The 24305-nt window shown below is 29.0% G+C and carries 26 protein-coding genes and 2 pseudogenes; 8 read left to right on the top strand and 20 right to left on the bottom strand.

Features of this window, described 5'->3' with window-relative positions; all coding sequences use genetic code 11:
- Positions 1–2 precede the first annotated feature (2 nt).
- The 3 genes from RSA29_RS03355 to RSA29_RS03365 form a co-directional block, all read right to left on the bottom strand.
- Positions 3–830, bottom strand: coding sequence for a GNAT family N-acetyltransferase (locus RSA29_RS03355; protein ID WP_346942203.1), 828 nt, complete (start codon positions 828–830; stop codon positions 3–5).
- Positions 831–1003: 173 nt separating this feature from the next.
- Positions 1004–1786 carry a Cof-type HAD-IIB family hydrolase gene (locus tag RSA29_RS03360; RefSeq protein WP_346942204.1) on the bottom strand — a complete coding sequence of 261 codons (783 nt, stop codon included), beginning with the start codon at positions 1784–1786 and terminating at the stop codon, positions 1004–1006.
- Complete coding sequence (locus RSA29_RS03365) at positions 1776–1922, bottom strand: hypothetical protein (protein ID WP_346942205.1); 147 nt, start codon at positions 1920–1922, stop codon at positions 1776–1778. Before RSA29_RS03365 ends, RSA29_RS03360 begins: the two co-directional genes overlap by 11 nt.
- Before the next feature lie 125 nt (positions 1923–2047).
- Here RSA29_RS03365 and RSA29_RS03370 point away from each other — a divergent pair.
- Positions 2048–2131, top strand: a pseudogene (locus RSA29_RS03370) (NAD-dependent protein deacylase); the annotation flags it as partial.
- Between the two features lie 85 nt (positions 2132–2216).
- Here RSA29_RS03370 and RSA29_RS03375 read toward each other — a convergent pair.
- Positions 2217–3158 (bottom strand): hypothetical protein, encoded by a 942-nt coding sequence (locus tag RSA29_RS03375; RefSeq protein ID WP_346942206.1) that lies wholly within the window; start codon positions 3156–3158, stop codon positions 2217–2219.
- 194 nt (positions 3159–3352) lie between these two features.
- Here RSA29_RS03375 and RSA29_RS03380 point away from each other — a divergent pair.
- Positions 3353–3442 (top strand): annotated as a pseudogene (locus tag RSA29_RS03380) (NAD-dependent protein deacylase); the annotation flags it as partial.
- 162 nt (positions 3443–3604) lie between these two features.
- On the opposite strand, the gene RSA29_RS03385 reads toward RSA29_RS03380, so the two are convergent.
- Positions 3605–4054 carry a GNAT family N-acetyltransferase gene (locus RSA29_RS03385; protein ID WP_346942207.1) on the bottom strand — a complete coding sequence of 150 codons (450 nt, stop codon included), beginning with the start codon at positions 4052–4054 and terminating at the stop codon, positions 3605–3607.
- A 227-nt stretch (positions 4055–4281) separates the two neighbouring features.
- Between RSA29_RS03385 and RSA29_RS03390 the strand changes: the two genes are divergently transcribed.
- Together RSA29_RS03390 and RSA29_RS03395 are read left to right on the top strand one after the other, a co-directional pair.
- Positions 4282–5019: an NAD-dependent protein deacylase gene (locus RSA29_RS03390; protein ID WP_346942208.1), complete on the top strand. Its 738-nt coding sequence runs from the start codon at positions 4282–4284 to the stop codon at positions 5017–5019.
- 62 nt (positions 5020–5081) lie between these two features.
- Positions 5082–5732, top strand: coding sequence for a GTP pyrophosphokinase family protein (locus RSA29_RS03395; RefSeq protein ID WP_346942209.1), 651 nt, complete (start codon positions 5082–5084; stop codon positions 5730–5732).
- 206 nt (positions 5733–5938) lie between these two features.
- On the opposite strand, the gene RSA29_RS03400 is transcribed toward RSA29_RS03395, so the two are convergent.
- Together RSA29_RS03400 and RSA29_RS03405 are read right to left on the bottom strand one after the other, a co-directional pair.
- Complete coding sequence (locus RSA29_RS03400) at positions 5939–6340, bottom strand: hypothetical protein (protein WP_346942210.1); 402 nt, start codon at positions 6338–6340, stop codon at positions 5939–5941.
- Positions 6341–6438: 98 nt separating this feature from the next.
- Positions 6439–6996 carry a histidine phosphatase family protein gene (locus tag RSA29_RS03405; RefSeq protein ID WP_346942211.1) on the bottom strand — a complete coding sequence of 186 codons (558 nt, stop codon included), beginning with the start codon at positions 6994–6996 and terminating at the stop codon, positions 6439–6441.
- Between the two features lie 281 nt (positions 6997–7277).
- Here RSA29_RS03405 and bsh point away from each other — a divergent pair, with 281 nt between their 5' ends.
- On the top strand, positions 7278–8267 hold the full coding sequence (gene bsh / locus RSA29_RS03410; protein WP_346942212.1) for a choloylglycine hydrolase: 990 nt from the start codon (positions 7278–7280) through the stop codon (positions 8265–8267).
- 71 nt (positions 8268–8338) lie between these two features.
- Here the strand turns inward: bsh and RSA29_RS03415 are convergent, their stop codons facing one another.
- From RSA29_RS03415 to RSA29_RS03430, 4 genes are all read right to left on the bottom strand, one after another.
- Positions 8339–9193: a hypothetical protein gene (locus RSA29_RS03415; protein WP_346942213.1), complete on the bottom strand. Its 855-nt coding sequence runs from the start codon at positions 9191–9193 to the stop codon at positions 8339–8341.
- Positions 9194–9346: 153 nt separating this feature from the next.
- Positions 9347–9721, bottom strand: a complete 375-nt coding sequence (locus tag RSA29_RS03420; protein ID WP_346942214.1) for a hypothetical protein — start codon at positions 9719–9721, stop codon at positions 9347–9349.
- Between the two features lie 168 nt (positions 9722–9889).
- A complete protein-coding gene (locus RSA29_RS03425; protein ID WP_346942215.1) occupies positions 9890–10720 on the bottom strand; it encodes a methyltransferase domain-containing protein in 831 nt (276 codons plus the stop codon).
- 153 nt (positions 10721–10873) lie between these two features.
- Entirely contained in the window at positions 10874–11569 is a 696-nt protein-coding gene (locus RSA29_RS03430) for a methyltransferase domain-containing protein (RefSeq protein ID WP_346942216.1), read from the bottom strand.
- 157 nt (positions 11570–11726) lie between these two features.
- Between RSA29_RS03430 and RSA29_RS03435 the strand changes: the two genes are divergently transcribed.
- The gene (locus RSA29_RS03435) at positions 11727–12956 is read left to right on the top strand and encodes an MFS transporter (protein ID WP_346944347.1); all 1230 of its coding nucleotides are present in this window, start codon (positions 11727–11729) and stop codon (positions 12954–12956) included.
- A gap of 150 nt (positions 12957–13106) precedes the next feature.
- On the opposite strand, the gene RSA29_RS03440 is transcribed toward RSA29_RS03435, so the two are convergent.
- The 4 genes from RSA29_RS03440 to RSA29_RS03455 all read right to left on the bottom strand — a co-directional run bounded on the left by RSA29_RS03440 (position 13107) and on the right by RSA29_RS03455 (position 15936).
- The gene (locus RSA29_RS03440; RefSeq protein WP_346942218.1) at positions 13107–13610 is read right to left on the bottom strand and encodes a kinase; all 504 of its coding nucleotides are present in this window, start codon (positions 13608–13610) and stop codon (positions 13107–13109) included.
- A gap of 3 nt (positions 13611–13613) precedes the next feature.
- Positions 13614–14489 (bottom strand): metallophosphoesterase family protein, encoded by an 876-nt coding sequence (locus RSA29_RS03445; protein WP_346942219.1) that lies wholly within the window; start codon positions 14487–14489, stop codon positions 13614–13616.
- A gap of 27 nt (positions 14490–14516) precedes the next feature.
- Positions 14517–14903, bottom strand: coding sequence for a VOC family protein (locus RSA29_RS03450; protein ID WP_346942220.1), 387 nt, complete (start codon positions 14901–14903; stop codon positions 14517–14519).
- A 112-nt stretch (positions 14904–15015) separates the two neighbouring features.
- On the bottom strand, positions 15016–15936 hold the full coding sequence (locus RSA29_RS03455) for a GNAT family N-acetyltransferase (RefSeq protein WP_346942221.1): 921 nt from the start codon (positions 15934–15936) through the stop codon (positions 15016–15018).
- 148 nt (positions 15937–16084) lie between these two features.
- Here RSA29_RS03455 and RSA29_RS03460 point away from each other — a divergent pair, with 148 nt between their 5' ends.
- A complete protein-coding gene (locus tag RSA29_RS03460) occupies positions 16085–16831 on the top strand; it encodes a nitroreductase family protein (RefSeq protein WP_346942222.1) in 747 nt (248 codons plus the stop codon).
- A gap of 224 nt (positions 16832–17055) precedes the next feature.
- Here RSA29_RS03460 and RSA29_RS03465 read toward each other — a convergent pair whose 3' ends face one another.
- Together RSA29_RS03465 and RSA29_RS03470 are read right to left on the bottom strand one after the other, a co-directional pair.
- Positions 17056–19293 carry an excinuclease ABC subunit UvrA gene (locus RSA29_RS03465; RefSeq protein WP_346942223.1) on the bottom strand — a complete coding sequence of 746 codons (2238 nt, stop codon included), beginning with the start codon at positions 19291–19293 and terminating at the stop codon, positions 17056–17058.
- 243 nt (positions 19294–19536) lie between these two features.
- Complete coding sequence (locus tag RSA29_RS03470) at positions 19537–20163, bottom strand: HD domain-containing protein (protein WP_346942224.1); 627 nt, start codon at positions 20161–20163, stop codon at positions 19537–19539.
- A 1026-nt stretch (positions 20164–21189) separates the two neighbouring features.
- On the opposite strand from RSA29_RS03470, the gene RSA29_RS03475 reads away from it, so the two are divergent.
- Positions 21190–22209, top strand: coding sequence for a YdcF family protein (locus tag RSA29_RS03475; RefSeq protein WP_346942225.1), 1020 nt, complete (start codon positions 21190–21192; stop codon positions 22207–22209).
- A gap of 130 nt (positions 22210–22339) precedes the next feature.
- Here RSA29_RS03475 and RSA29_RS03480 read toward each other — a convergent pair whose 3' ends face one another.
- The 3 genes from RSA29_RS03480 to RSA29_RS03490 all read right to left on the bottom strand — a co-directional run bounded on the left by RSA29_RS03480 (position 22340) and on the right by RSA29_RS03490 (position 24130).
- Positions 22340–23032: a TraX family protein gene (locus tag RSA29_RS03480; protein ID WP_346942226.1), complete on the bottom strand. Its 693-nt coding sequence runs from the start codon at positions 23030–23032 to the stop codon at positions 22340–22342.
- Between the two features lie 61 nt (positions 23033–23093).
- The gene (locus tag RSA29_RS03485) at positions 23094–23441 is read right to left on the bottom strand and encodes a hypothetical protein (protein WP_346942227.1); all 348 of its coding nucleotides are present in this window, start codon (positions 23439–23441) and stop codon (positions 23094–23096) included.
- Positions 23442–23470: 29 nt separating this feature from the next.
- A complete protein-coding gene (locus RSA29_RS03490; RefSeq protein ID WP_346942228.1) occupies positions 23471–24130 on the bottom strand; it encodes a hypothetical protein in 660 nt (219 codons plus the stop codon).
- Between the last annotated feature and the right edge of the window lie 175 nt (positions 24131–24305).

Raw genomic sequence — 24305 nt, forward strand, 5'->3', positions numbered from 1 at the left:
TTCTATCCTCCATATTTAAAACTACTATTAGTTATCGTTATACTATTTAAATCGCCACACTCCATATATCCTACATTTTTATAAGCTTTGTTTGAGGCTATATAACTTTTATCCGTATAGAGTACTGGAATCTTATTTTTAGCTAAAATCATTTTACTTATCTCATACATTAACATCCCTGCATATCCATTTACTCTATTACTTCTATCCGTAAACACAGTATTTATCCTCGCATATTCGCTATCCTCATAAGCTATAAGTGCCATAGAAACAATTTTATCATTACTATCCTTCCAGACATAAAAATCATCATTTCTAATCAATTTTTCTGCCCTATCTAACTGTTCTTCAATTGTTGTAGAAACATTAGATAATTCTTCATATTCATCAACGAGAAAGGATGCTATTAATTTCCTATCACCAAAGCTAGCTTTCCCTAGCTTCCCATTTTTCTCTCTATTCAAAGTTGGATTCAGACATTGATATGAACACATTTTTAAATAATCATTTCTATTTAATTTTTTTGAATATCTTTCTTCTATTTTTTCATATATGTTATCCTTATAAGTAATATTAGTACTATTACCAATTGATAGTAACTTATCTAGTAGTTGCATTAACTCTTCTATTTTTTCACTTGTAATATCTTCGCTTGTCCAAATCCATAATGGTGTATTAATATTTGATCTAGCAACTATAATGTCTGCTCCATCACTGTATATTTCAGGACTGCTAGAATCTTTAATTAATCTCATTATATTGTATCTAACAATATCTTTTCTAAATTTCTCTGATTCAAATATTTTATCGTTACCCACTATAACTTTCATTCTTTAACACTCCTAGCTATATAAATAATATTTAATTAAGTGTATCACAAAGGAGTTTGATATCCAATATATGTAACAGTCGTTTTGGACATGATTATCTATATCTTATGAAATAAAACACCTAACTTAAAACGAAAAGTGCCTGATATCTAGACACTTTCGCCTCTTAGTATTTACAGTTGTAAGTTCAGAGCCTTTATAAGATATTTAGCAATTCCATCATTGTCATTACTGCCAATTACCTCATCAGCTATAGACCTAACCTCTTCTATCGCATTTTCCATAGCAATACCCTTACCACATAGTTTAATCATACCAATATCTGAAAAATCATCTCCAAATGCAATGATTTCATCCAATGTAATATCGCAGGTGGTACATAATTCCTTAATTGCTTTTTCCTTTGTAGCTTCTTTTTTGGTGAATTTATACCAGAACCCATCCGAAAATCTAATACAATCATAATCAGACAAAATGTTTTTTAGTGTTTCTGCTTTATTTGAATCAAATATTTCCACGCACATTTTTAGTGAAGATTCTGAAAAATCTTCAAAATCTGTATAAATACTATCCCCCCAACTTTTATCCTCTTTTTTAGGGTCAATTTTATAGTTCCAATAATGATTTTCCACAGTATCTATGGTTATCTCACAGGCTGTTCCGCATACCTCTCTAGCTTTTTTAATCATATAATTAGTTTCATCTACTAAAATTTCAGCTTTGTAAATATATTCACCATTTTGCTTTATCAATGCCCCACCACTACAAATTAAAATATCAGGAAGAAGCTCTGATAAAAATATCATAGAATTTTGTTCACTCCTAGCAGTAGATACACCTATCATTAAACCTTTATTTCTACACATATTTAGAACTAAAAGGGTATACTCAGAAAGGGTTCTGTCACTTCTCAACAATGTTCCATCTAAATCAAACAATAATAATTTATAGTCCACTCTTTATCCCATCCTCATCAACTTTAAACTGCAAAAATATTTTGCACTCTCCGTCTAAATTCCTTATGAAATCATCTATCAAACTTTTAGTGTCCCCATTTTTCCTAGGTGAACCATTAAATATAAGTGTTTTCATAAATCTCACTCCTAACAACATTTTAGTTAAATTATATCATTAATGCCTAAATTTCACTCAAGTTTTTTATTTTTAAATTTTTATGTAATAATAAAATTATTAAATATTATTAGGTTGGTGATTTAATGGAAACTAAAATAGAACAACTAACTCAAATCCTAAAAGAAAGCAATAACATAGTATTCTTCGGTGGAGCAGGTATGTCAACTTAATCAAGAAACAAAGTCCTTATTTAAATGCCTAATTATTTATAGACACTCAATCATTGTAAATTTTAATATTATTTTATTACTCTTATGAACACACAGCCTGTATAGCTTTTGTAAAGTAATTTATCATTCCTAAAATATCCTCTGTATCATAGTAATTCTTATATAAAAGTTCATAAGCTCCAGTTAAATTCCCAGTGCAGTGACATATATGATAAAATTCCATTCTAGTTTCATCCAAATTATCACTCTTCAAATATTTATAATTACTATCAAATCTAATTTTCAAGAAGCTTTCCTCATACTCTAAATCAAAAAATCTTGCCCCCTCTATATCTATAATATATGCATTATTATCCTTATCAACCATTACATGATTAGGGCCTAATTCAGAATGAATTAATTTAAATTCACTTCTTTTCTCTATATTTTTCATTAAGTTTTCTAATATTCCATTTAACTGTAAATATATATTTGAGTTGTCTGAATCAACTTTAATAAGATACTTAATGTTCTGCATAGCTTCCTCATAACAATACTTAATTTGATTAAAACTTTCTCCTAAAAGGTTGTTCACCTGACCTACCTCTTTTCCTTTAATCTCATGTAAATCATCAATACTTTCCTTTAATGATTTTAAAGCTTCATTTAAACGCTCTGATTGGTTTTCTATTATATAATCTAAATCAAAACCCTCAATATATTCTACAAATGCGTAACTTGCTTCTTCAAAACTTGAATCAATATAATATAATTTTGGAGTTTTTACACCATGCTGTATCATTAATTCGTTATTTAGCCTAAACATTAATGGACTACTGGATAAAAATACATTGTTGTTTACACTTTCAGAATCTGAAAAATAATTTGTACTTTTGTCCCATACATAAACAACAAATTTAAATCCATTATCTAAAGTAGCTAAATAAGTATGTTTTTGCGCTCCCCCTAAGAGCCTTTCTATATCTTTTAATCCCCTCTCTTTTCCAAAATATTTTTTAGCTTTCTCTTCAATTTTCCTCTCCATATCCTTCACTCCCATAATTTCATTTTATAGTTTATATAATACATTTTTTCTAAAAAAATACTAGACTTTAATTTTAAAATTTGTTATAGTTTAGTTTGAAGTCTTGATATTTTTCAAGACTTTTTTATTTGTATTTTCACCAGTTTCTATAGTGTAATAGATAAAAATATAAAATATATTAGGTAGGTGATTTAATGGAAACTAAAATAGAAAAACTAACTCAAATCCTAAAAGAAAGCAATAACATAGTATTCTTCGGTGGAGCAGGTATGTCCACTGAATCTAGATACAAAGTCTTCATTTTTTTCTAAACAAAAAGTGCCTATTAACTAGACACTTATATTCAATCTTTATCCTATTATTTCTCTAACTTATTCCTCAGAAACTCCACATATTTTGCTATATTTTCTATTAATTTTCCTTTACTTAAATCATTGATTTCAACGCTATAATTGCAAAACATACTTGTAGGCGCTTTCATTAGGATTATCATAGTAATCATCCTCAATTACATTTATTTTATAACCACAGTCTTCAAAAACTTTTTGCATTATTTTATTTGAAGCTCTTGTTTCTCCGCAGAAACGTTTCATTTCCAGCTTCTTCATTTCTTCTGTAACATAGTTTAAAAGTTTATAAGCTAGACCTTGTTTTCTATAATCTGAATGAATCGCAATATTCATAATTTTTATGTAATCTCTTTCACCTTTCCAATTGTAAATAAAGATATCTCCAACTATTTTATTGCCATCTAACAATGCATAATAGATTGCTTTTTCATCTTCTAATAGATCCTTCCAATCTTCTTCTTTCCAATAATCTTTTGGGAAACACAGTTTATCAAAATTAATAATAGATTCTATGCTTTCAACATTAAGCTTTTTAATAGTAACCATAATTCCTCCTATAGTATAAATCATTTGTATTTCAAATTCACATTTTCTAAATTACTTTTATTTTACTACAACCAGTAAACTATTACAATAAATGGCTATTTTAGTTTTGTAATTAAATTCCCTATGTTATAATTAATTCAAATAATATTGGAGATGATTTAATCTCATGACGTTTAACGTCCATGGATAAGTTCACCTATCCTAATATAAAATTTGGAGGCTCACTTATGGAAAATAATATAGAAAAGTTAACACAAATACTTAAAGAAAGCAATAACATAGTATTCTTCGGTGGAGCAGGAATGTCCACCGAATCAGGTATCCCCGACTTCAGAAGTGCTAATGGGCTTTTTAATGATAAGCTTAATATCACCTTTACCCCTGAACAATTAGTTTCTCATTCTTTTTATATTAAATATCCAGAGCTTTTCTTTAATTTTTATAAATCAAAGCTCATATATCCTGAGGCTAAGCCCAATGCTGGTCATCTGGCCCTTGCTAAACTTGAAGAAATGGGTAAATTAAAAGCAATAGTTACTCAAAACATAGATGGACTTCATCAAGCAGCGGGCTCTAAAAATGTTTTTGAACTTCATGGATCCGTTCATAGAAACTATTGTATTAAATGCAATGCTTTTTATGATGCTAATTTCATCTTAGAATCTGTAGGTGTACCTACTTGTACTAAATGTAGTGGAAGAGTTAAGCCTGATGTGGTTTTATACGAGGAAGGCTTGGATGAAAATACTATTAAAGGTGCCGTAAATGCTATTTCTAAGGCAGATACTTTAATCATTGGAGGAACTTCCTTAGTTGTCTACCCTGCTGCTGGACTTATAAATTATTTTAAGGGTAAAAATCTTGTATTAATAAATAAAAGCGAGACATCGGCTGATTCTAAAGCTGATTTAGTTATTAATGATTCTATTGGTAAAATCCTTAGTAATGTAATGAATCTTCTTTAAGATTCTTCCTATGATATGTTATACTGATATAGAATACAAAGCATAACAAAGGAGAATTAACTATGAAAGAATTTGACATGAACGGTCTTCAACAGATAGAAGTTGCCGAATTAGAGCATGTGGTTGCTTCTTTTAAATCTATATTTTTAAAATATCGATGTGCTCTTAGAGAGATTGAAACAAAATTTGAAATATTAAATGATGAATATAAAAGTATTCACTCCCATAATCCAATTGAACATATGAAATCACGTATTAAAAGCCCTGAGAGCATCTTAGAAAAGCTTCAGAGAAGAGGCTTTGAGTTAAGTATATCTGGAACTGAAGAATTAACGGATATCGCTGGTATTCGTGTTACTTGCTCCTTCTTAAGTGATGTTTACGATATCGCAGCTTCAATTAGAGCTCAGGATGATTTAACTATTCTTAAAGAACGGGATTACATAAAAAATCCTAAGGATAATGGCTATCGAAGTCTTCATCTTGTTGTAAGTATTCCTGTGTATTTCACTAAACAAATTGAATATGTTCCTGTTGAAATTCAACTTAGAACAGTTTCCATGGATACTTGGGCAAGTCTTGAACATAAGCTAAGGTATAAATATAATGGTGAAATGCCTAATGATATTAGTAACATGCTGTTAAACTGTGCTCATACTACAGCTCACCTTGATGATCAAATGCTTATTGCTCATAATAGATTAACAAATTAAAATTACTCACTTTATAACAGACTTTAAATATTTAAATTATAAATTTAGGGATGTATTTTAAAATACATCCCTAAAAAACTTATAATAATAACCCTATATTTTGAATGATTATTGAAATTAATCTTCAATATTAGGTTCATGAAGGTTCCTAAACAGTTCGGCAAAATAATATCATATCTTTGTTAACACATAGCTAATAGTTTAAATCAATCACTACGAGGCAATACTGTGGTATCTGTTAAAATATTATCCACCTGATAGTCATTAACATTTAAATCTATTTTCTTTTTCAAAAGCATAGAAATCAATTCTTCCTTTTCCTCTTCAAAAATTCCTGACTTCCTTATATTCTCTATAAAATTTTCTAAATCATAGATAACACAATCTCCTGAATATGCCCCTAACTCTGTACAAATATCAATAGAAGCCTCCAATGGCTCTGTGGCATAATCCACATAAAGCATACTTGAATCACTTGAAAGTTCTTCTATTTTCCCAACGTAATATCCTGAAATAAAGCGACGTGCTTCATCTTCCTCTTGGAAGCCTATAGTATCTCCATTTGGAGTAACTACTATATAATTATGATAAGGAACTATTGTCTCCATATTCTTCTCTCCTTATTTAAAATGTATTTTAAACCATAATTTTAAGTTCTCCAAATGGTGTTGTTATTATACTGAGTAAAAAATGACATGTACACAACTTACTTATTATCCCATATCCTTTTAATGTCTATATTACTATTTATATCACTACTACTAAATCTTAATAAATATACATCAGGATTACTTAAGTTTTTCCAGAAATCGAAGCCTGAAACCTTATCAAAATATCTCATTATAAGTGAAAATAATTCCCCATGTGTTACTACTATTGCATTTTCATGTTCACTCTTTAAAATATCACTTAAAGCTTCAATAGCTCTTTTAGTAGCTTGATTTGAAGATTCCCCACCGTCAAATGCTATATCCATATCTTCATATGCTGTTAATAAATATGGAGTATAATCATTTACTACATAAGGAAGTAATAGTTTTTCTCTCATTCTTTCATCAATATTTATCTCTAACTTTAGATGTTGTGCTAATGGCGTTATAGTTTTTACAGCTCTAACATAAGGACTAGATACAATATAATCAATATTATATTTAAGTAAATAATCCTTCAATTCTTCTGCTTGCCCTATTCCTATCTCTGTAAGCTCCGCCTCAGCAGGTTGTCCAAATGCTTTGCAATGTCTAACTAAATAAATATTCTTCATTATGCCACTCCTTTATTGTCTTTTAAAATCTTCTATTATTATATACCAATTAAATAAGAAAGAGTAATCTAAAAATACTAATTAAATTCATATACTCTATATATTCTAATTAAATTTATATATTTCATTCGTTAATAATATACTAAGGATTTCTCCACAATTTTTAAACTCTAAATTGTACATTCTTAATTAGAATATATATGAAATTTAATAAATCTAGTTTTTGATAACAATATATTTTAAATATATTGTTAATAATATAAATTAAGGAAGTGTTTTATATGTGTACAGGTTTAACTTTAACAACAAAAGATGGTCACCATTTATTTGGTCGTTCAATGGATATTCCCTTTGGGTTTAATCAAGGAGTTCATATTATTCCTAGAAACTATGCTTGGACTAATCACGTAACCAGTGAAAGTATGAAAACTAAATACGCTATCATTGGTATGTCCAGTATAATCGATAATCATCCCATGTTTGCTGATGGTATGAATGAAAAAGGCTTAACATGTGCCGGTCTTTATTTCGCCAATTTTGCAGAATACGAAAAAAAATCAATTAATGGGAAATTTAATATTGGACCTTATGATTTTATACTTTGGACTCTAAGCAATTTTGAAAATCTCGAAGAATTAAAGGAAGGTTTGAAAAATTTAAATCTCGTTGATGAACCTTTTTCTCCAGCAGTTCCAATTCCATTATTACATTGGATTTGTTCTGATAAATCTGGAAAGAGTATTGTCATTGAAAAAGTAAAAAATAAATTAAATATCTTTGATAATCCAGTTGGCGTCTTAACTAACAGCCCAGATTTTAAGTGGCATCTATATAATTTACATCAGTATATAGGAATAAATCCTATGCAACCTAAGGATCTTAAGTGGGGAGACTTAGATTTATTTCCATTCGGACAAGGACTTGGTGCCTTTGGTATCCCTGGAGATTTCACACCAGCCTCTCGCTTTGTAAGAGCTTCATTTTTAAAGAATCATATTTCAGATATTGATAATGAAGTCAATGGAGTAGCTGGTTTCTTTCATATATTATCTAGTTGTGACATACCTAGAGGTACGGTTTTATCCACCGAAGGTCACAAAGATACAACTATATATACCGCTGCCATGTGTTCTGAATCTGGCACTTACTATTATCATACCTATTCTAACAGACAGATTACAGCCATTAATTTATTTAAAGAAGATTTGGATATGGATAAAATTAAATCCTATCCATACAGAGAAACTCAATCATTGTTTTGTGAAAACTAGTGTAGTCAAAACCATTAATAGAAAAAGAGTGATTGACAAGATCAATCACTCTAATATTTTTCATCACTTAATTAAAGTATACATTTATAACATCTATAGTTATCTTTAATCTCAAAACCCGCAGCCAAAGCTGAATCTAATTCATTAGTGCAATCTTCATCAATAAAATATAAAACTTCTTCTACTTCACCAAATTTATTATATAACTGCATCAACATTTCATTAAGTAAAATACTTTCAATACCCTTATCTTTATATTCTTCATCAATAAAGAATCCAACTATATCTGATATATCTTTAGCTGTCTTAATAAAAAGACTTGCATGAATTTCTCCATCTTCCCTGAAAACAAATACTAGAAACTTCTCCATATCTATGTGTAAGTTTTTGCTATTATAATACATTCCAATAGGAATAGCATATTTGTCATGAAATACGGAATATTCTTCAAAGTTAATGTTAGTAATTTTTTCTACACAATGATTTTTGGGATATATACGAGATTGTAAATTACATAACCTGGTATCAATTGTAGCGTCCACACATTCAACATTCCTTTTATTGAAATATGCATTTGCATTTTTATTAGTAAGAGGTACCCCTATCAATAATCTATATCCTGGTAATTCCTTACCTATGTAATCAATAAATTCATCTGCAACTAGGTCATAATCTCCACTTATTAGAAATTGTGTTGTTTGTGCATACTTTTCATCACAGTCCCAATGATAAACACAAACTCCACATAATACATTTTGATTATAGTAAGCTATTACATTTTCCCTATCTGAACTGATAGCCCTTTCCATCTCATCTTTAATCTTTTTCATTGATTTTCTTCTTGGATAACTAGCATGTAAATTATTCTGACTTAATTCCCATGCAAACTCAATTACATCCTCTAATCTATAAATTATTTTTATCATTTTTTATGCCTCACTTATCATTAATATTTTAAACTTCTGTTTAGACCAATTTAATCTCTCTTGTAATTTGTTACCACAACTGCCCCTCTACGCACTGATTACACTTTTTCAAAATTATTTTTAGTTAGTTGTGTATATTTATTACATCTACCCCTAAATTAAAACATCAATTATAAAACATATAATACCTGCCAAGATTATAGAGCTTATATTAAAGCAACTCTTTAAAGATAACTGATGCCCCCTATTATTTTTTTCTTTCTCCCTAGTCATTACCATGTGAATAATATTAGCAGTAAATCCTGAAGAATTCCCTCCTAAATGATAAACTGGTAATCCTAATGGATTTCCAGACATTAATACGAATATTCCAATAGCAATAACAGCTAAAGAAATAAAAAACAGACTGTCTTTAAAATTGGTATCTTTCACCTTTGATATAAATAAGGTAATGACTACAATAACAATTGTCCAAAATATAGCCAGACCAATACATTTCATTAATTCTTTAAAATTATTATTTTTCATAAACTTCCCCCTAATCAATTAGTTAGTTCAGAGTTCAATAGTATAGCCACTATCTTACATGTGAATTACACCTCTACAAAAGCAATTTTCAACTAAATATAAATGACTAAACAATAATTTATATGCAGTATCTCTACAACTTATTTTCAATATTTTAGGACTCAATATTTAAAATTGTTTTTCACCAAAAGCATATATTACTGGCATATTAAAGTGAAATCCCTCACCTCTATTGAACCTTTCAAGTCCATTGAATATATCTTTTTTAAACTCTTCAAAAACAGCTAAACCTAAGTCTTCTATCTGTTCAAATATGCCTCTAACAGCATTTGTCCACATTTCTTGCCACCATTCTTCCTTATCTTTATATATAACCTCAGAATTCTCTTCATGTACTTTAATATTTACAAATCCTAAATCACTAAATATTTTCATTATATCCTCTACGGTATTAAACCTAGGTATATCTGAGTTTCTACGATTTTCATCTTGCTTAACTGGTGAAATATACTTATTAATTATATCAGTTAACCACTTTTGATCTTCTTGTACTCCCCATATACTGAATCCTGCTTGTCCTCCACTTTTTAATATCCTCATAACGCCATTTAATTTATCTTCGCTCATCAAAAGATATCCAATTCCAAATCCACAAATTATATTATCAAAATAGTTTTCTTCAAAATCTAAATGTTGAGCATTCATATTTTTTACTTCTGCATTACATAGATTTCTATATAAAATATCCTTATGGGTTTCATTTACCATCACTTCTGAACTATCAATCCCTATAACATATCCATCTTTACCCACCTTATCTATTGCAGGAAATAATGAAGCTCCTCTTCCCATTCCTATATCCAGCACTGTTGCCCCATTGCTAATGCTTGAAAATTCAATCAATTTATCACCAAAATCACCCCAATATTTTGGACCTATTTTACCAAAGTTAGGAGCTACCTTATCCCATGTGCTAATACTTTTTTTACTTACCTTCATTTGTATACCACCTTGTTTGTTCTATAATACTTAATGCTCTATATCTGTAGTTGTCGTACTCTAATGCCAAAGATATACTTATTTATATTTTGTGTATTCTATTTAAATGTACTGAATATGAAATTTTATAGTATGTTGGATTATTATTTTTATTTACATTTTTCTTAATACAATATGATGAAACATGGCTATCCCCTTATATTCCGCTATTTCACTTACCTTTAATTCCATATCTATCATCTTCTGTTGCCATACCTCATCATTTTGTATATCTTGATTCTGCTGCAAATGCCAAAACACTCTGATTCCTAGCTCTTTTTTTACTTCAAATTTATCCGACCATTTTAATAGATCTTCACCTTCATAGCAATTAATATCCCCAAAGTGCTCAGCATGTCCACTTTGCCCCTCCAGCAATTCTATTGCATGGTCAAAGTTGTTAAGTAATACTACCATCTGCATAACTCTTCCAGCCCTATTATGTTTTAAAATAGAAAGACAACCTTTTCTCTTTAATATTCTTGAAAATTCTTTTATAATTTCTTCTCTTTCCTCTGCATATTCTAAAACATTATGGCATAATATCACATCAAATGATTCATCGTCAAAATTCTTAAGTTCACTGATATCTCCATTTATTTGTTTATAATGATTTTCTGCAAATCTCCCCTGAAGCATCTTTTCATCTGGTTCAATTGCTATAACCTCATTATTTATAGCAAAATGATCAGCCGTAATTCCATTACCACTTCCAAAATCCAACACCTTTTTATTATGTATGTATTTTAGCTGTTCCCATGTGATTTTCTTTTGTAATAATTCCCATGGATCAATACCTTTAACATCCATTCTTAACATCCCCTATTATCCTACTGTATGTAATTTCTACTTCACCTTCCCTATATTTATATTATATCATGTAAAAAATGTAAAAAACAGTCTTATATTAGGCTGTAATTTTCAATACAATATACCTATCACATGTATGGAGGTATTTATGAATTCTATGATATTTAAAAACAGAAATTTTTTACTCTTTCTCTTTGGACAATCTACTTCTTCTTTGGGCACCAATATTTTACACTTCGCTACCGCTTTATACGTTTTTCAAATAACTGGCTCTGCAGGCAAATTCGCTTCAATTATTGCATTAGGTATGATACCAAACTTAATTTTAGGGCCTATAGCAGGTACCATTACGGATAGAGTTAATAGGAAAAATTTAATAATATTTGGTGATTTAATTAGAGGTGTATTTGAAATTTCATTATTCATCTTTTCACTATCATTAAATTTAAACATTGAAATTATGTATATTATGGTTATATTTCTTTCAGCTTGTGAAGTTTTTTTTGACCCAGCATTTACAACCATTCTTCCTTCCATCGTTACAAAAAATGAATTACCTGAGGCTATCGCAGTTAAACGCACTATCGGAAGAATAACCAGTATCTTTGCTCCATTATTAGGTGCACTTCTACTTAACCTAGTAGGTTTTAAGGTAATGTTATTACTGGATGGACTAACTTTCTTAATCTCATCATTCTCTGAAATATTCATAGAAATACCTTTAACTAAACCCCTTAATAAAACCTCTTGTTTTTTTAAAGACATTGCTGAAGGATTTAAAGTTTTATTTATTAATAAAGGAATTATTTCATTGGTAAGTAATAATATTATAACAAATGTAGTCATAATTCCATTTATCTTTGTTGGATTTCCTTATATAATTGTTGAGATATTAGGTGGTACTCAGCTAATTTATGGAACTGTTCAAAGTGCTGCAGCGTTTGGATCTATTCTTTCCATATTTGCTGTGTTTATGGCTAAAAAAAGATATGATATTGATAAGTGCATTAAAATTGTTCTTACAATTTCACTTTCATCCTGTATTTTTTTAATTCCATTAGCAAGCAAAATTTTTATTAGTTTATTAAATAATCATTTCATTATCATAACTATATTTTTCAGTATGATAATATTCATATTTCGCTTTGGGAATGCCTTTTGGGATGTTTTCTATGGAACTTTTTATCAAACTTCAATTCCATCAAATTTGCTTGGCAGATATGTAGCCATTGAAAGTTTATTTATAACTATATCAAGATTAATTGGCTTAAAATTATTTGGGTATTTATTTGATAGCTATACTTTACTTATACCTATGAGCTTCTTAATAATTGGAATTATATTAAAAGTAATTATTCATATTCCTTTTATTTCAAAAGTCGAATAATGAAGATACATGTATAACTTTAGTGCCCATAGCTGTTAAAGGCAGCTATGGGTTATCTGTAAATACATTCTCAATAACGAGATTGTGATAATACCATATCTTTACATGACGGTGTTTGTTCCACCACTTACTATAAAATCATTTTGATTTTCATTTTATAATATCCTGATAGATCATATCCACTATTTCATCTACCCCTAATTCTTTATGTATAAATGCCTCAGGAATGATACCTAATAAATCTTTTTCATTCCACCATTTCCTCATTTCCTTTTCTCCAAATTCATGAGTATTAGGCTTTTGTTTATGACGATTTAATGTTTCTTCAAAGGGTATATCAAAGTAATATGCAAAAATTTGATTATCAAATTCATAATGTAAATTCTCAAATAATTCTCTATACCACTTTGAATTCAAGATACCCTCTAAAATTACAATACTACAATGTTTTTTCCCATACAGTACAAGTTCCTTTAATAATTGTCTTGATTCTGTATCAGGTCCATCTTTCACAAATAATATTTCTCTTCTAACAACATCTTGTGAAATTAACATTGTACCATGCCCTAATTTCTTTTGTAATGCCTTACCTATTGTAGTTTTACCACTTCCCGAATTACCTCTTAGTATTATTAACTTTATTACTTTATCCATGTATTATATCTCCTTCTTATATAATCCTATTAATTCATTTACAGCCTTAGCCCAACATTTTTCAGAAATATCAGGCCACACACAATCACCAGTTTCTTCTCTACATAACTCCATAGCTCTTATTATAATTTTACTATGAGTTATATTCCCTCCTCGCAATATATTTTCAGTTACCAGGCTCCAGTAAGGTGCATGTTCATCAATCTTAACTTCATGCATATCTTTAATGACTCTATCCACGTCATACTCAAGACTGATAAATTCTTCTGACCATACCACACCATTTCCATGCAATATCAAAAACTGCGTCTTCCCTTCACTAAAAATAGGTATACCAACAGACCCAGGATTTAAAACAGATTTCTCGTTATGTACAATCTTTCTTTGTATATGGGAATGACCACATAAGATGATTGATGATTTTATACTGTTCATTATTTCTATAGTTCTATCATCATCTGGTAACATTTTTTCATTTGTCTTATAGGGTGAACCATGACAAATAGTGATTGATGGCATATCACCCACTGCTATCTCTCGAACTGGTTGCAATTGTTCAAAGAAATCCAAATCTTTGGATGTAAGTAATTTATATGCATACAACAGTGCTCCACTGGCAGAATTTTTATCTTTCCAACCTTTTTCACCACCATCACGGTAATTAATCCAATAATCTTCCTTATTTCCCTTGATAAAATAACATTGATATCTTTCATTAAGATTATATAATATCTGCATTGTTCTTTCAGGGTATGCTAATTCGCCAATATAATCACCCAAAAATATAAATGTACTAATACCTCGTGAAAATGCATATTCAATGCAACGCTTCAATGCAATATAATTTCCATGTACATCTGATAATACTGCTATATCCATATTCTTTGTCCCTTCTCATATTTTATTTTATCTAATCTCTGCAAAAATTTCATGTATGTTCCCATCTGGGTCAGCAAATAATGCTGTTCTTTGGTTCCATGGCATATCTTGTGGTTCGTGGATAGGTGTCGCTCCCATTGCGACTAATTCTTTGAATGACTTGTCCACATCACCTGAATTTTCACACGGAAAAGCAAGTTCAAAAGCCTGCCCACATACATTTTTTTCATATTCATTACTGTAATTGTACATAACTTCCCTCATGCAGATAGCGAATCTCACTCCACTATTTTCAAACTCAACATAATTTCCAAGGTCATTTTTAATCTTAAATCCAAGCACTTTATTATAAAAATTCTTCATCCTATCTATATCATTTGTCCAAATTGTAATAAGGTTAATTTCTGCTCTCATTATAGATTGCCCCCTATAAATTTAATCTTTATTTATAATATCTTTACTCTCTACTATTTTTATTTTCTATATCTTATTGATAATTTTCTTCATATAAACCCTTCAACTACATTTAATCAAAAATCAAATACATATCATTTAGTGTTTTATTTTTTATGAATCCCATATATTCATAAATTTTCATTGCTGGGTTATTATTATAAACATATAACCTAGTAGCAGGGTAGAGAATACTTGAACAGCTAATTGAATTTTTAATTAAGTAGCTTCCAATGCCCTTACCTTGATGTTTTGGCTTAACGGTGAAACTCATAATTAGTGGAAATCCTTCATACTCCATATGTAAGCATGAACCTACCACTTCCTTGGTATCTTTACAAATCACTACTCTTGAACTATTGTAAAGTGCATCGTTCTGCTTACTGTACTCAATAGCCTCCTCTACATGACTTATATAGGTTTCTTTACTATGAACTGATTTTATACTTGGATTAGCTAAGTATGCTTCTATTATCAAATCTGCTATTCCACTCTTATACTGGTCAAGCACAGGTTTAACTTCATACTTATCTGGAACAATACAATTCATATGTTCTGTTGGTCTAATCATCCAAAATCCATCTTCAAAGAGTTCACAACCTCTACTTTTATAGAATGGCAGGTAATCTTCCACAACTTGATTAATTAATATTTTCTCTTCTTTTATTGAGATAGTTTTTAAATACTTTAATAGCTTATCAGCTAAATACATGTAATCCACGTAGGGTGGCACAACAAATAAATCACTCATAGAATTTGGCTTCAAAAAAACTCCACCTACAATTTTATCATCTTTAAAAATAAAGTACCCCGAATCTAGATATTTTGCTTTCTCTAAGAGAGTCTCTTGAGAACTTCTAAAATAGTAATGACCATATTTTTGACCATGATAAACAACATGATATTTAGAAAACACCTCCGGCACTTGATAAAGCAGCTTTATATTATCACCTAAATCTATATATTCACCAATAATTTTCTTTTCTATATTCATAACTTCCCCCTTGTTAACCCCATTAAACATATCTTACCGACTTCATTTTATAGTAATATTATACCATAAAATCAACATAATTATAAGACTGTTAATTAAAGGGCTTCATTGTTATACTTTAGTTACATAGTAAAAAAGGGGGACTTCTATGAGTAATGAAGTAATTAAATCTTTAAAAAATCATAGATCTATAAGGACTTTTGATAAAAAGAAAATTGATCAAGAAATTTTGAATGAGATATTAGAAGCAGGGGTTAGAGCTGCTAATGCAGGTAATTTGCAAGGCTATGCATTAGTTGTAATTGATGACCCTGATAAGCTAAAAGCTTTAGGCGTATATAATGTACCACTTGTAATAATAGCATTAGCTGATGCCTACAGAACCCAAAAATGGCTTACTACATTTGAAGAAAATGAAATACCTGTAAATACAGCCCACGGATTTTTCATGAACAATTGGGATGCTCTAATCTGCCTTCAAAATATTGTAGTCGCCGCAGAAAGTTTAGGTCTTGGCACATATTACAATGGAGATGTAACTTCTATGGATGTAAAGAAAATTATAGATAACCCTGAATATACTTTCCCCTCAGGGATGCTTTGCTTAGGTTATCCAAAACATGAAGGAAAGCTTTTAGATCGATTACCATTGAAGGCTGTAGTACACTATAATTCCTATAATATTCCTACAGAACAGGAGCTAAAGGAGTGGTATAGTGAAAAGGAGAATTTATTCCAAACTAGAAACACTGAAGAAAGACTTGAAACCCTTAGAAGTCTTGGAATTTTCAATCTAGCTCAGGCTTACTCTAAAAATAAATTTAAGAAGGATGAGTTAGAATGCCTTAGTGAAGGTATAAAAAGAAATCTTAAAGAATCAGGATATAACATATAATATGTGGCTTCTCCCTAACTATCTCCAATGCGAAAAAGTCAGATAGATTATTCTTCTATCTGACTTTTAATAAATTTTTCAATTTTTTATGCATAATTAATAGGATTTACCACATAATCTAATAGCTTCCTTCCACCTTTAGATATTTCCTTGTTTAATGTGAACTATGAAAACAGTTTAGATTAAATATATTTTTATATTTTTTAGCAACTATATTGATTTACCTATAGATATTTAGCCGTTAACGATGCCTTGCATCCTTGTAACTTTTGAGGCGTTCCTTCAAATATTATTTCTCCACCTTTAGTTCCTCCATCTGGTCCAAGGTCAATAATCCAATCTGCTCTTTTAATTACATCGATATTGTGTTCAACAATAATGACAGTATTTCCATTATCTACAATACTTTCTACTATGTTAATGAATTTTTCAATATCGGCCATATGAAGTCCTGTCGTTGGTTCATCCATAATATACACCGAACTTTCTTTATGTAATTCACTTGCTAGCTTTAATCTTTGACATTCACCACCTGATAATGTATCTAATGTTTGACCTAATGTTAAGTACCCAATTCCCATATCATCAATAGCCTGTAGCTTTGTTTTAACTGCTTTTAGATTAAAGAATTCAATAGCCTCTACAACCGTCATATCAAGAATTTCAATTATATTTTTCTCATGAAACTTATATTCCAATACTTCTTTTTTAAACTTTTTCCCTTCACAAACATCACAAGTACTTTTTATATTTTCCATAAATGCAAGGTTTGTCTCTATTACTCCACTACCTTTACAATTTTCACAAGCCCCTTCTGAATTTGAACTAAATAGCGATGGACTAACATCATTTTCTTTCGCAAAAGCTTTTCTTATATTATCCATGATTCCACTGTATGTGACTAAACTTGATCTTGAATTTGCTCCTACAGGGCTTTGATCTATTAGTACAGCTTCTTTGTTTTGTTTTAAAAACTCCTGTTTAATTAATGTGCTTTTACCTGACCCAGCAACACCGGTTACCACCGTTAAAACATCTTTAGGTATATTAACTGAAATATTTTTCAAATTATTTTTATTGCAATTAACAGCTTTTAGATACCCATTATGATTTCTTATATTTTTTTTAATTGTAAGAGATTTTTTTAGAGCATCACCTGTTAAAGTACCCGATATAAGCAAATTTTCATAGTTACCCTGATATACTATTTCTCCACCATGTCTTCCTGCTAGTGGTCCAACATCAATAATATGGTCGGCAATTTTAATCACGTCAGGATCATGTTCAACAACAATTACTGTATTACCTTTATCTCTTAATTTTTTTAAAAGATTATTTAGCTTATGAACATCTCTTGGATGGAGGCCTATACTAGGTTCATCAAATATATACATTAAATCTACAAGATTACTATTCAGATGTTTTACCATCTTAATACGTTGAGATTCTCCCCCTGATAATGATGAAGTCTCTCTATCTAAGGTTAAGTACCCAAGCCCTATATCTATAATATTATTCAACTTTTCCACTATTCCTTTAACTAAAGGCTCTGCTTCTGGCTCCTTTATATCTTGTATCACTTTAACTAATTCATCAATTTGCATACTAGTTAAATCAGCAATATTATATCCATTAATTAAGCATCCATATACCCTTTCATGAAGTCTTCTCCCCTTACAAATGTCACATTTACCTTCAATAAGTAGCTTGCTTAACTTCTTTTTAGCTGCTTCTGAAACCTCTCCTTCTTTCTTTAAATAAAGTCTATTAAACTTAACTATTAATCCTTCATAAGTTAAATTCATTGTTCCAACTTCATCAATCTTTATCTTTTCAGGCTCTCCATATAAGAACTTTTGCAACTCCTCTTCTGAATAATCACATATCTTTTTATCATTATCAAAGAACCCCGATTCAGTAAAAAGCTTCCAATGCCAAGAACCTATCCCAAATCCTGAAAGTAATATTGCCCCTTCATTTAGGGCCTTATTAATATCAACTATCTCTTCCATATTAGGAACTAGTTTTTTTCCAAGACCCTCACATTCTGGACACATACCATTTATATCATTAAAAGAAAACATATTTGCTTTCCCAATGTATGCACTTCCAAACCTTGAATACAATGCTCTAAGAAAAGAATTCACATCGGTAATAGTGCCCAAAGTTGACCTAGAATTACCACCTATTCTACTTTGGTCAATAATAATTGGTGTAGAAAGATTCTCAATATGATCCGCTTTTACATCTCCATACTTAGGTAAAAAGTTTCTTATAAATGCACTAAATGTCTCATTCAACTGACGTTGAGCTTCCTTTGCAATTGTTTCAAAAACAATTGATGATTTTCCTGACCCAGAAACCCCCGTAAAAATTGTTATCTTTCTTTTTGGTATATCTAAAGATATATCCTTTAAATTATTTTCCTTACACCCTTTTAAATAAATGAATTCTTCTCTCATTTTATCATCCTCCGTTTTCAACATTTCTTCTATAATACATTTATATCTTCCTTAATAGCTCTTAATAGTTGCATTAACCCACAGTAAAATATTATATTAATTCGTTTTTTTATACTTTCATATATAGCCACGTCTTCATATATTATAGCTGTATTAGAGTAAACTTTTTCTCTTATCCCCTTTGATCTTCACTTTGAAACAACAAGTTACTTCTCAAAATACTCACTAGAATAAATCTATAAATTATATATCAAATGTATTCTCTCTTATATTAGGCAGCAAACTGTAAATTGACTTTTCCATTTTATCCTCAAAATACTTTTTATTCTCGAAAGTTGATTCCCATCTTGGAATTGTATATTCGTTAATGCCTCCCCTTAACGCAATATCTACAAGTCTTTTCTCAATTAAAACAAATCCACTTGGAAGTGATAAGTAATCACATAATTTTATTAATTTATCATAATCTGTTTCTTCTGTATGAGATAAATAATCCTTTACAAAATTATATTCTTCCATTGTACCATCCCATTTGCCTACAATAACAACCTCGTTATTATATTTAAACCCTATATGGCTTAAACAAGTTCTTGCTACTAAATCATATCCTTTATTAATTGCATAATTATATCCATCTATACCATGCCTCATACCATATACACCACATCTTCTACCAATATCATGTAATAGCCCTAAGACATATGCTAATTCTGAATCTAAATCATCTATCTGCTCTGCTATTAGTTTTGCACTCTCAGCAACATACATTGAATGCTTGACCCACCCACCTGGACTAAGTTTTGCAGCCTCTTCTAAAATTATCTTTGCTTCTTCTATTGTAGGTACACCTTTTTTATTAGAACACGTCACACTAATCACTCCTTACAAAATTTTAAGTTCGTTTAAAATTCAAGAATATGTTACATTACTATTTTCTTTAGCTGTATTCATCCATTCTGTTAAGTTGTATTATCTAAACCACCGATTTAGAATCTTACTTATACTACTAATATCTTTGCTATTTATTCAATATATTTATCATCAGTACCACAACGCCCTCCAAAAATTTTAAAATTAAAATCTTTATGATAGGATTCTCCGTAACTATCCTAAGTGCGAATAGTTTTCCAATTTATACCCCTATATTACATATCTTTAATTATAAATAGCTTTGTTGTTATTTATATAATTAGATACATAATCTTTTTGTTCATTATCTAAATATTTCAGTAAAATTTATTGGTCTTGATATAGAAATTAAAAACAAACAAAAGATGCTCCATCCTCGCAAGATTAGCATCCTTTTTTGTTGATATTCATTTAAATCCAATATCCCTAAAACAAAATAAGCACGCTGTAAAAGCGACTATCACAAATCAAAGATTTGGATATCTGCTTTTGTTCTAAGGATTACTTAGTATCGAAGCACTAAGCTTTTCTTATTTATACTATATCAAATTTTTATAAAAATAAACATTAATTTTTGTGAAATTTAACTTTACTACAAATTTGAACTTATAAAGGAGTTATTTATTGCTTTTTTTAGGTTTGGGCACTGGTAATTCCTCATAAGTTCTTCTAATAAATTCTCCTAAAAATTCTCTATCATCCAAACTCTCAATAATAAAATGAGGTTTTGGATTTGTATATGGTCAACCTTCAACTGGATTTAGTAATAAAGATTCTCCTATTTTAGTTTTCTTTATAAATAATTGATTATCACAAATTGAAATCTTATATTTATAAAAATGTCTTATCCTTGCATTATACTTACTTTAAATTAATATCTTTTTATGCTATTACTTAATATCTAGTATTTCTTAAATTCACTTTATGTATATATTAAAATAATTAGTGAGAAAATACTATTTATTAGGTTTATATAAGGAGACTAATATGGTATCACTTTTTATAATAAGCATACTTTCACTAATCATAGGTCTATTTCTTTGGTTCATAGAAAAGAGAACTTTATATACAGGAATTTTTTTAGCTGTAGGCATTGGATGTATATCTCTGTTTCTTTTAAATTTAGGCTATGAAGAAAGTACAGTTCTTCAAATTATATCTCTTGCTTTATTTTATGGACTAATTCCCTTAACATTAGTTATTGGAGGCGTTCTATTAATTTTTAATAGTAAGATACTGAAAACAAAGGAAGGAAATCGATTTGCTAATAAATTATCACTAATTCTGGGACTGTACATATTGCTACTTATTACACTAATCATAATTTACCTTTTCTATGGATATAAGCTAAACAGTATAACTTTAATTCTATTATTGCAATTTATTTTGAATGGCGTATACTTCTGTAGTTTATTTTTTATTTATTTAATATATTCTTACATATATCAAACCTTACCTGTTAAGATGTCTGTAGATTATATTATTGTACTTGGGTCTGGGCTAATAGGTGATAAAGTTCCACCTTTACTAAAATCTAGACTAGATAAAGCTATAGAGATTTATAATTCAAAAATTATTGAAAACAAAGAAGTTAAAATAATAGTTTCTGGTGGAAAAGGAGCTGATGAGTTAGTATCTGAAGCCTCTGCCATGAAAAACTATTTACTATCTCAAAATATTAAAGATAAATCTATAATTTTAGAGGATAAATCACTTAATACATATGAAAACATATTATTTTCTAAAAAAATAATTGATAAAAGCAAAAAATCAAATAGATGTAATTGTGTAATAGTTACAAATAACTTTCATGTTTTTAGAGCTTCCGTTTATTCAAGGAAGGCTAATTTAAAAGCCCAAGGTGTTGGAGCACCAACTGCATTATTTTTTCTACCTAATGCATTAATTAGAGAGTTTATAGCAATATTATTTATATACAAATGGATAAATTTATTGGTAGTACTATTTTTCCTAAGTTTAGGAATAATAAGCTTTTTACCTTTCTAAACTTAATATATATTTTAAATTAAATATTTATAATAACTTAAAGAGGACAATTTAAACTTGTCCTCTTTAAGTGTTTTTAATTAGTAAATACTACTTACTTTTATTATATTTTACTTATTTTATCTATCCATTAAACCACTGTAGATAATAATGCTAATACTGTTAAATGTAAAGGATAGTATACATAAAAAATCCATTTAGTAAATGTATTTTTTAATCCTAATTTCCCATTGTACATTAAAATTAAAGGTAGTGCGAATATCATCATCCATTGGTAATCGAATAAAAATAATTTATCATAGATATCTGATGAACCTATAGATGTTATTACTGGAAATAAACTAAATAGAGTATATGTACTAGCCATAAGGACCTTTCTTTCCCTAAAGAAGTAGAATATATATGTCATTCCAACCCCATATAAAGATGCTTCTGTAACAAAGGCTGCAAGTGTAAATATTATTAAAGCAACTACTGATAATGCTGTCTTTTTCTTATTCTTTATATTTTCTAACATCAACATTATTAGTACAGCTACAGTTAATGATAAAAAGATATTATTTGATATTCCTAACATTATATCAATAGGTATCATTAACCCACTAAACATGGCAAGCCTTAAAAGATACTTTTTCCTACTTTTTGTATGAAAAAATCCTTCAATTATTAAAAAGAAAAATATTGGTGCTGCAAGCCTTCCTAAATACCCAAACCATATTGGTATCTCAACGCCACCTTTGGCTCCAATAAAATATAGAATATGGTCTAATGTCATTGTTATAATTGCCATTATCTTTAATGAAAATGAACTTAAATACTTCATATAATCACCCCTTGTAAAAAATCAATAAAATAATTTATATTTTAATCTAGTCTAGTCTAGTTTAATATACTTCACATTCACTAGATATAATTTCATCTGTTTCCGTATTAAATTTAATAGAATAACTAAATACTTCCCCTCTAGATGGCTTTTCTTTATTTACAGCTCTTAAAAATACCTCTTCAGGAATTTGACCTTCTTGTATATTAACAAATTCATTTTCACTAACTACCTCTCCTAAGCTATATGTATAATTATCTTTATTTATTTCAACTTCATGTTTCTCTTCAATTGAAGCATTTGCTCTATTAATTAATTCTTCCTCTGTCTTTTTATTATTACTTGAACATCCCATTGCTATTGTTGCAAATATAATAATTGTACTCATTATTAAAATTATTTTTTTCATATTAAATATCCTCCTTCTTCTATCTCTTTCTAATATTCACTTAATATAAAATAAGACTGTTCATTTTTTACTTTTTCGAATAACTTATCCGACTTAAGTTCTTTACTAACAAGTTTAGACTTTTTAGTATCTTCTATATCAAATCCCTTTATCAAAATAGACTTATTTTCTATATCTTCTAATAATTTATTATATACACTATCATCTATTATTAATTGATTTTTAAACATCCCCTCAACAAGTATCTTGTTTTTTGTTACTCCAACAGCATTAAGTTTTAAATCATCTATACTATACTCCTTAACTTCCTTTAACTCTTTAATATAGCTAGTATTTTTCAAACCATCATATCTTGGTATAATCATTGTATCATTATCATTTAAATCTACTTCCTTAAAACCTTTCTTCTTAGCTAGTTTATTATATTCTGATTCTTTAATAACTACATTGTTTTCTTCATCAACTTTAAGCATATTAAAGTCTATTTCTTCATATTTACATTCATTTGATTTAATTACTCTATTTATCTCATTAATCTGATTTTTTTCTTTTTCATTGCCTTGAATTGAAATATAAGTTAACGTATGTGTAAAACTGTCATCTTTTATAAAATTATCATATGAAAATTTTCCTCCTACTAAAATTACTCCACTTATGATAACACCTAAAATCAATTTGTTTTTTTTCATCTATTTCACCTCTTATAAAATTAAATATTTTTTCTAAATCCTATCTAAGATTATAATACAACTATAAAAAATGAAGTATTGTTTAACCTTACAATAACATTTCATTTTTGTAATTTTATTAAACTTGATTACTTTTTTAAACACAATAAACCATCAACAACACATTCTTGCATTG

Source organism: Clostridium sp., assembly GCF_036660475.1.
In the GTDB taxonomy this organism is placed as follows: domain Bacteria; phylum Bacillota; class Clostridia; order Clostridiales; family Clostridiaceae; genus Clostridium_J.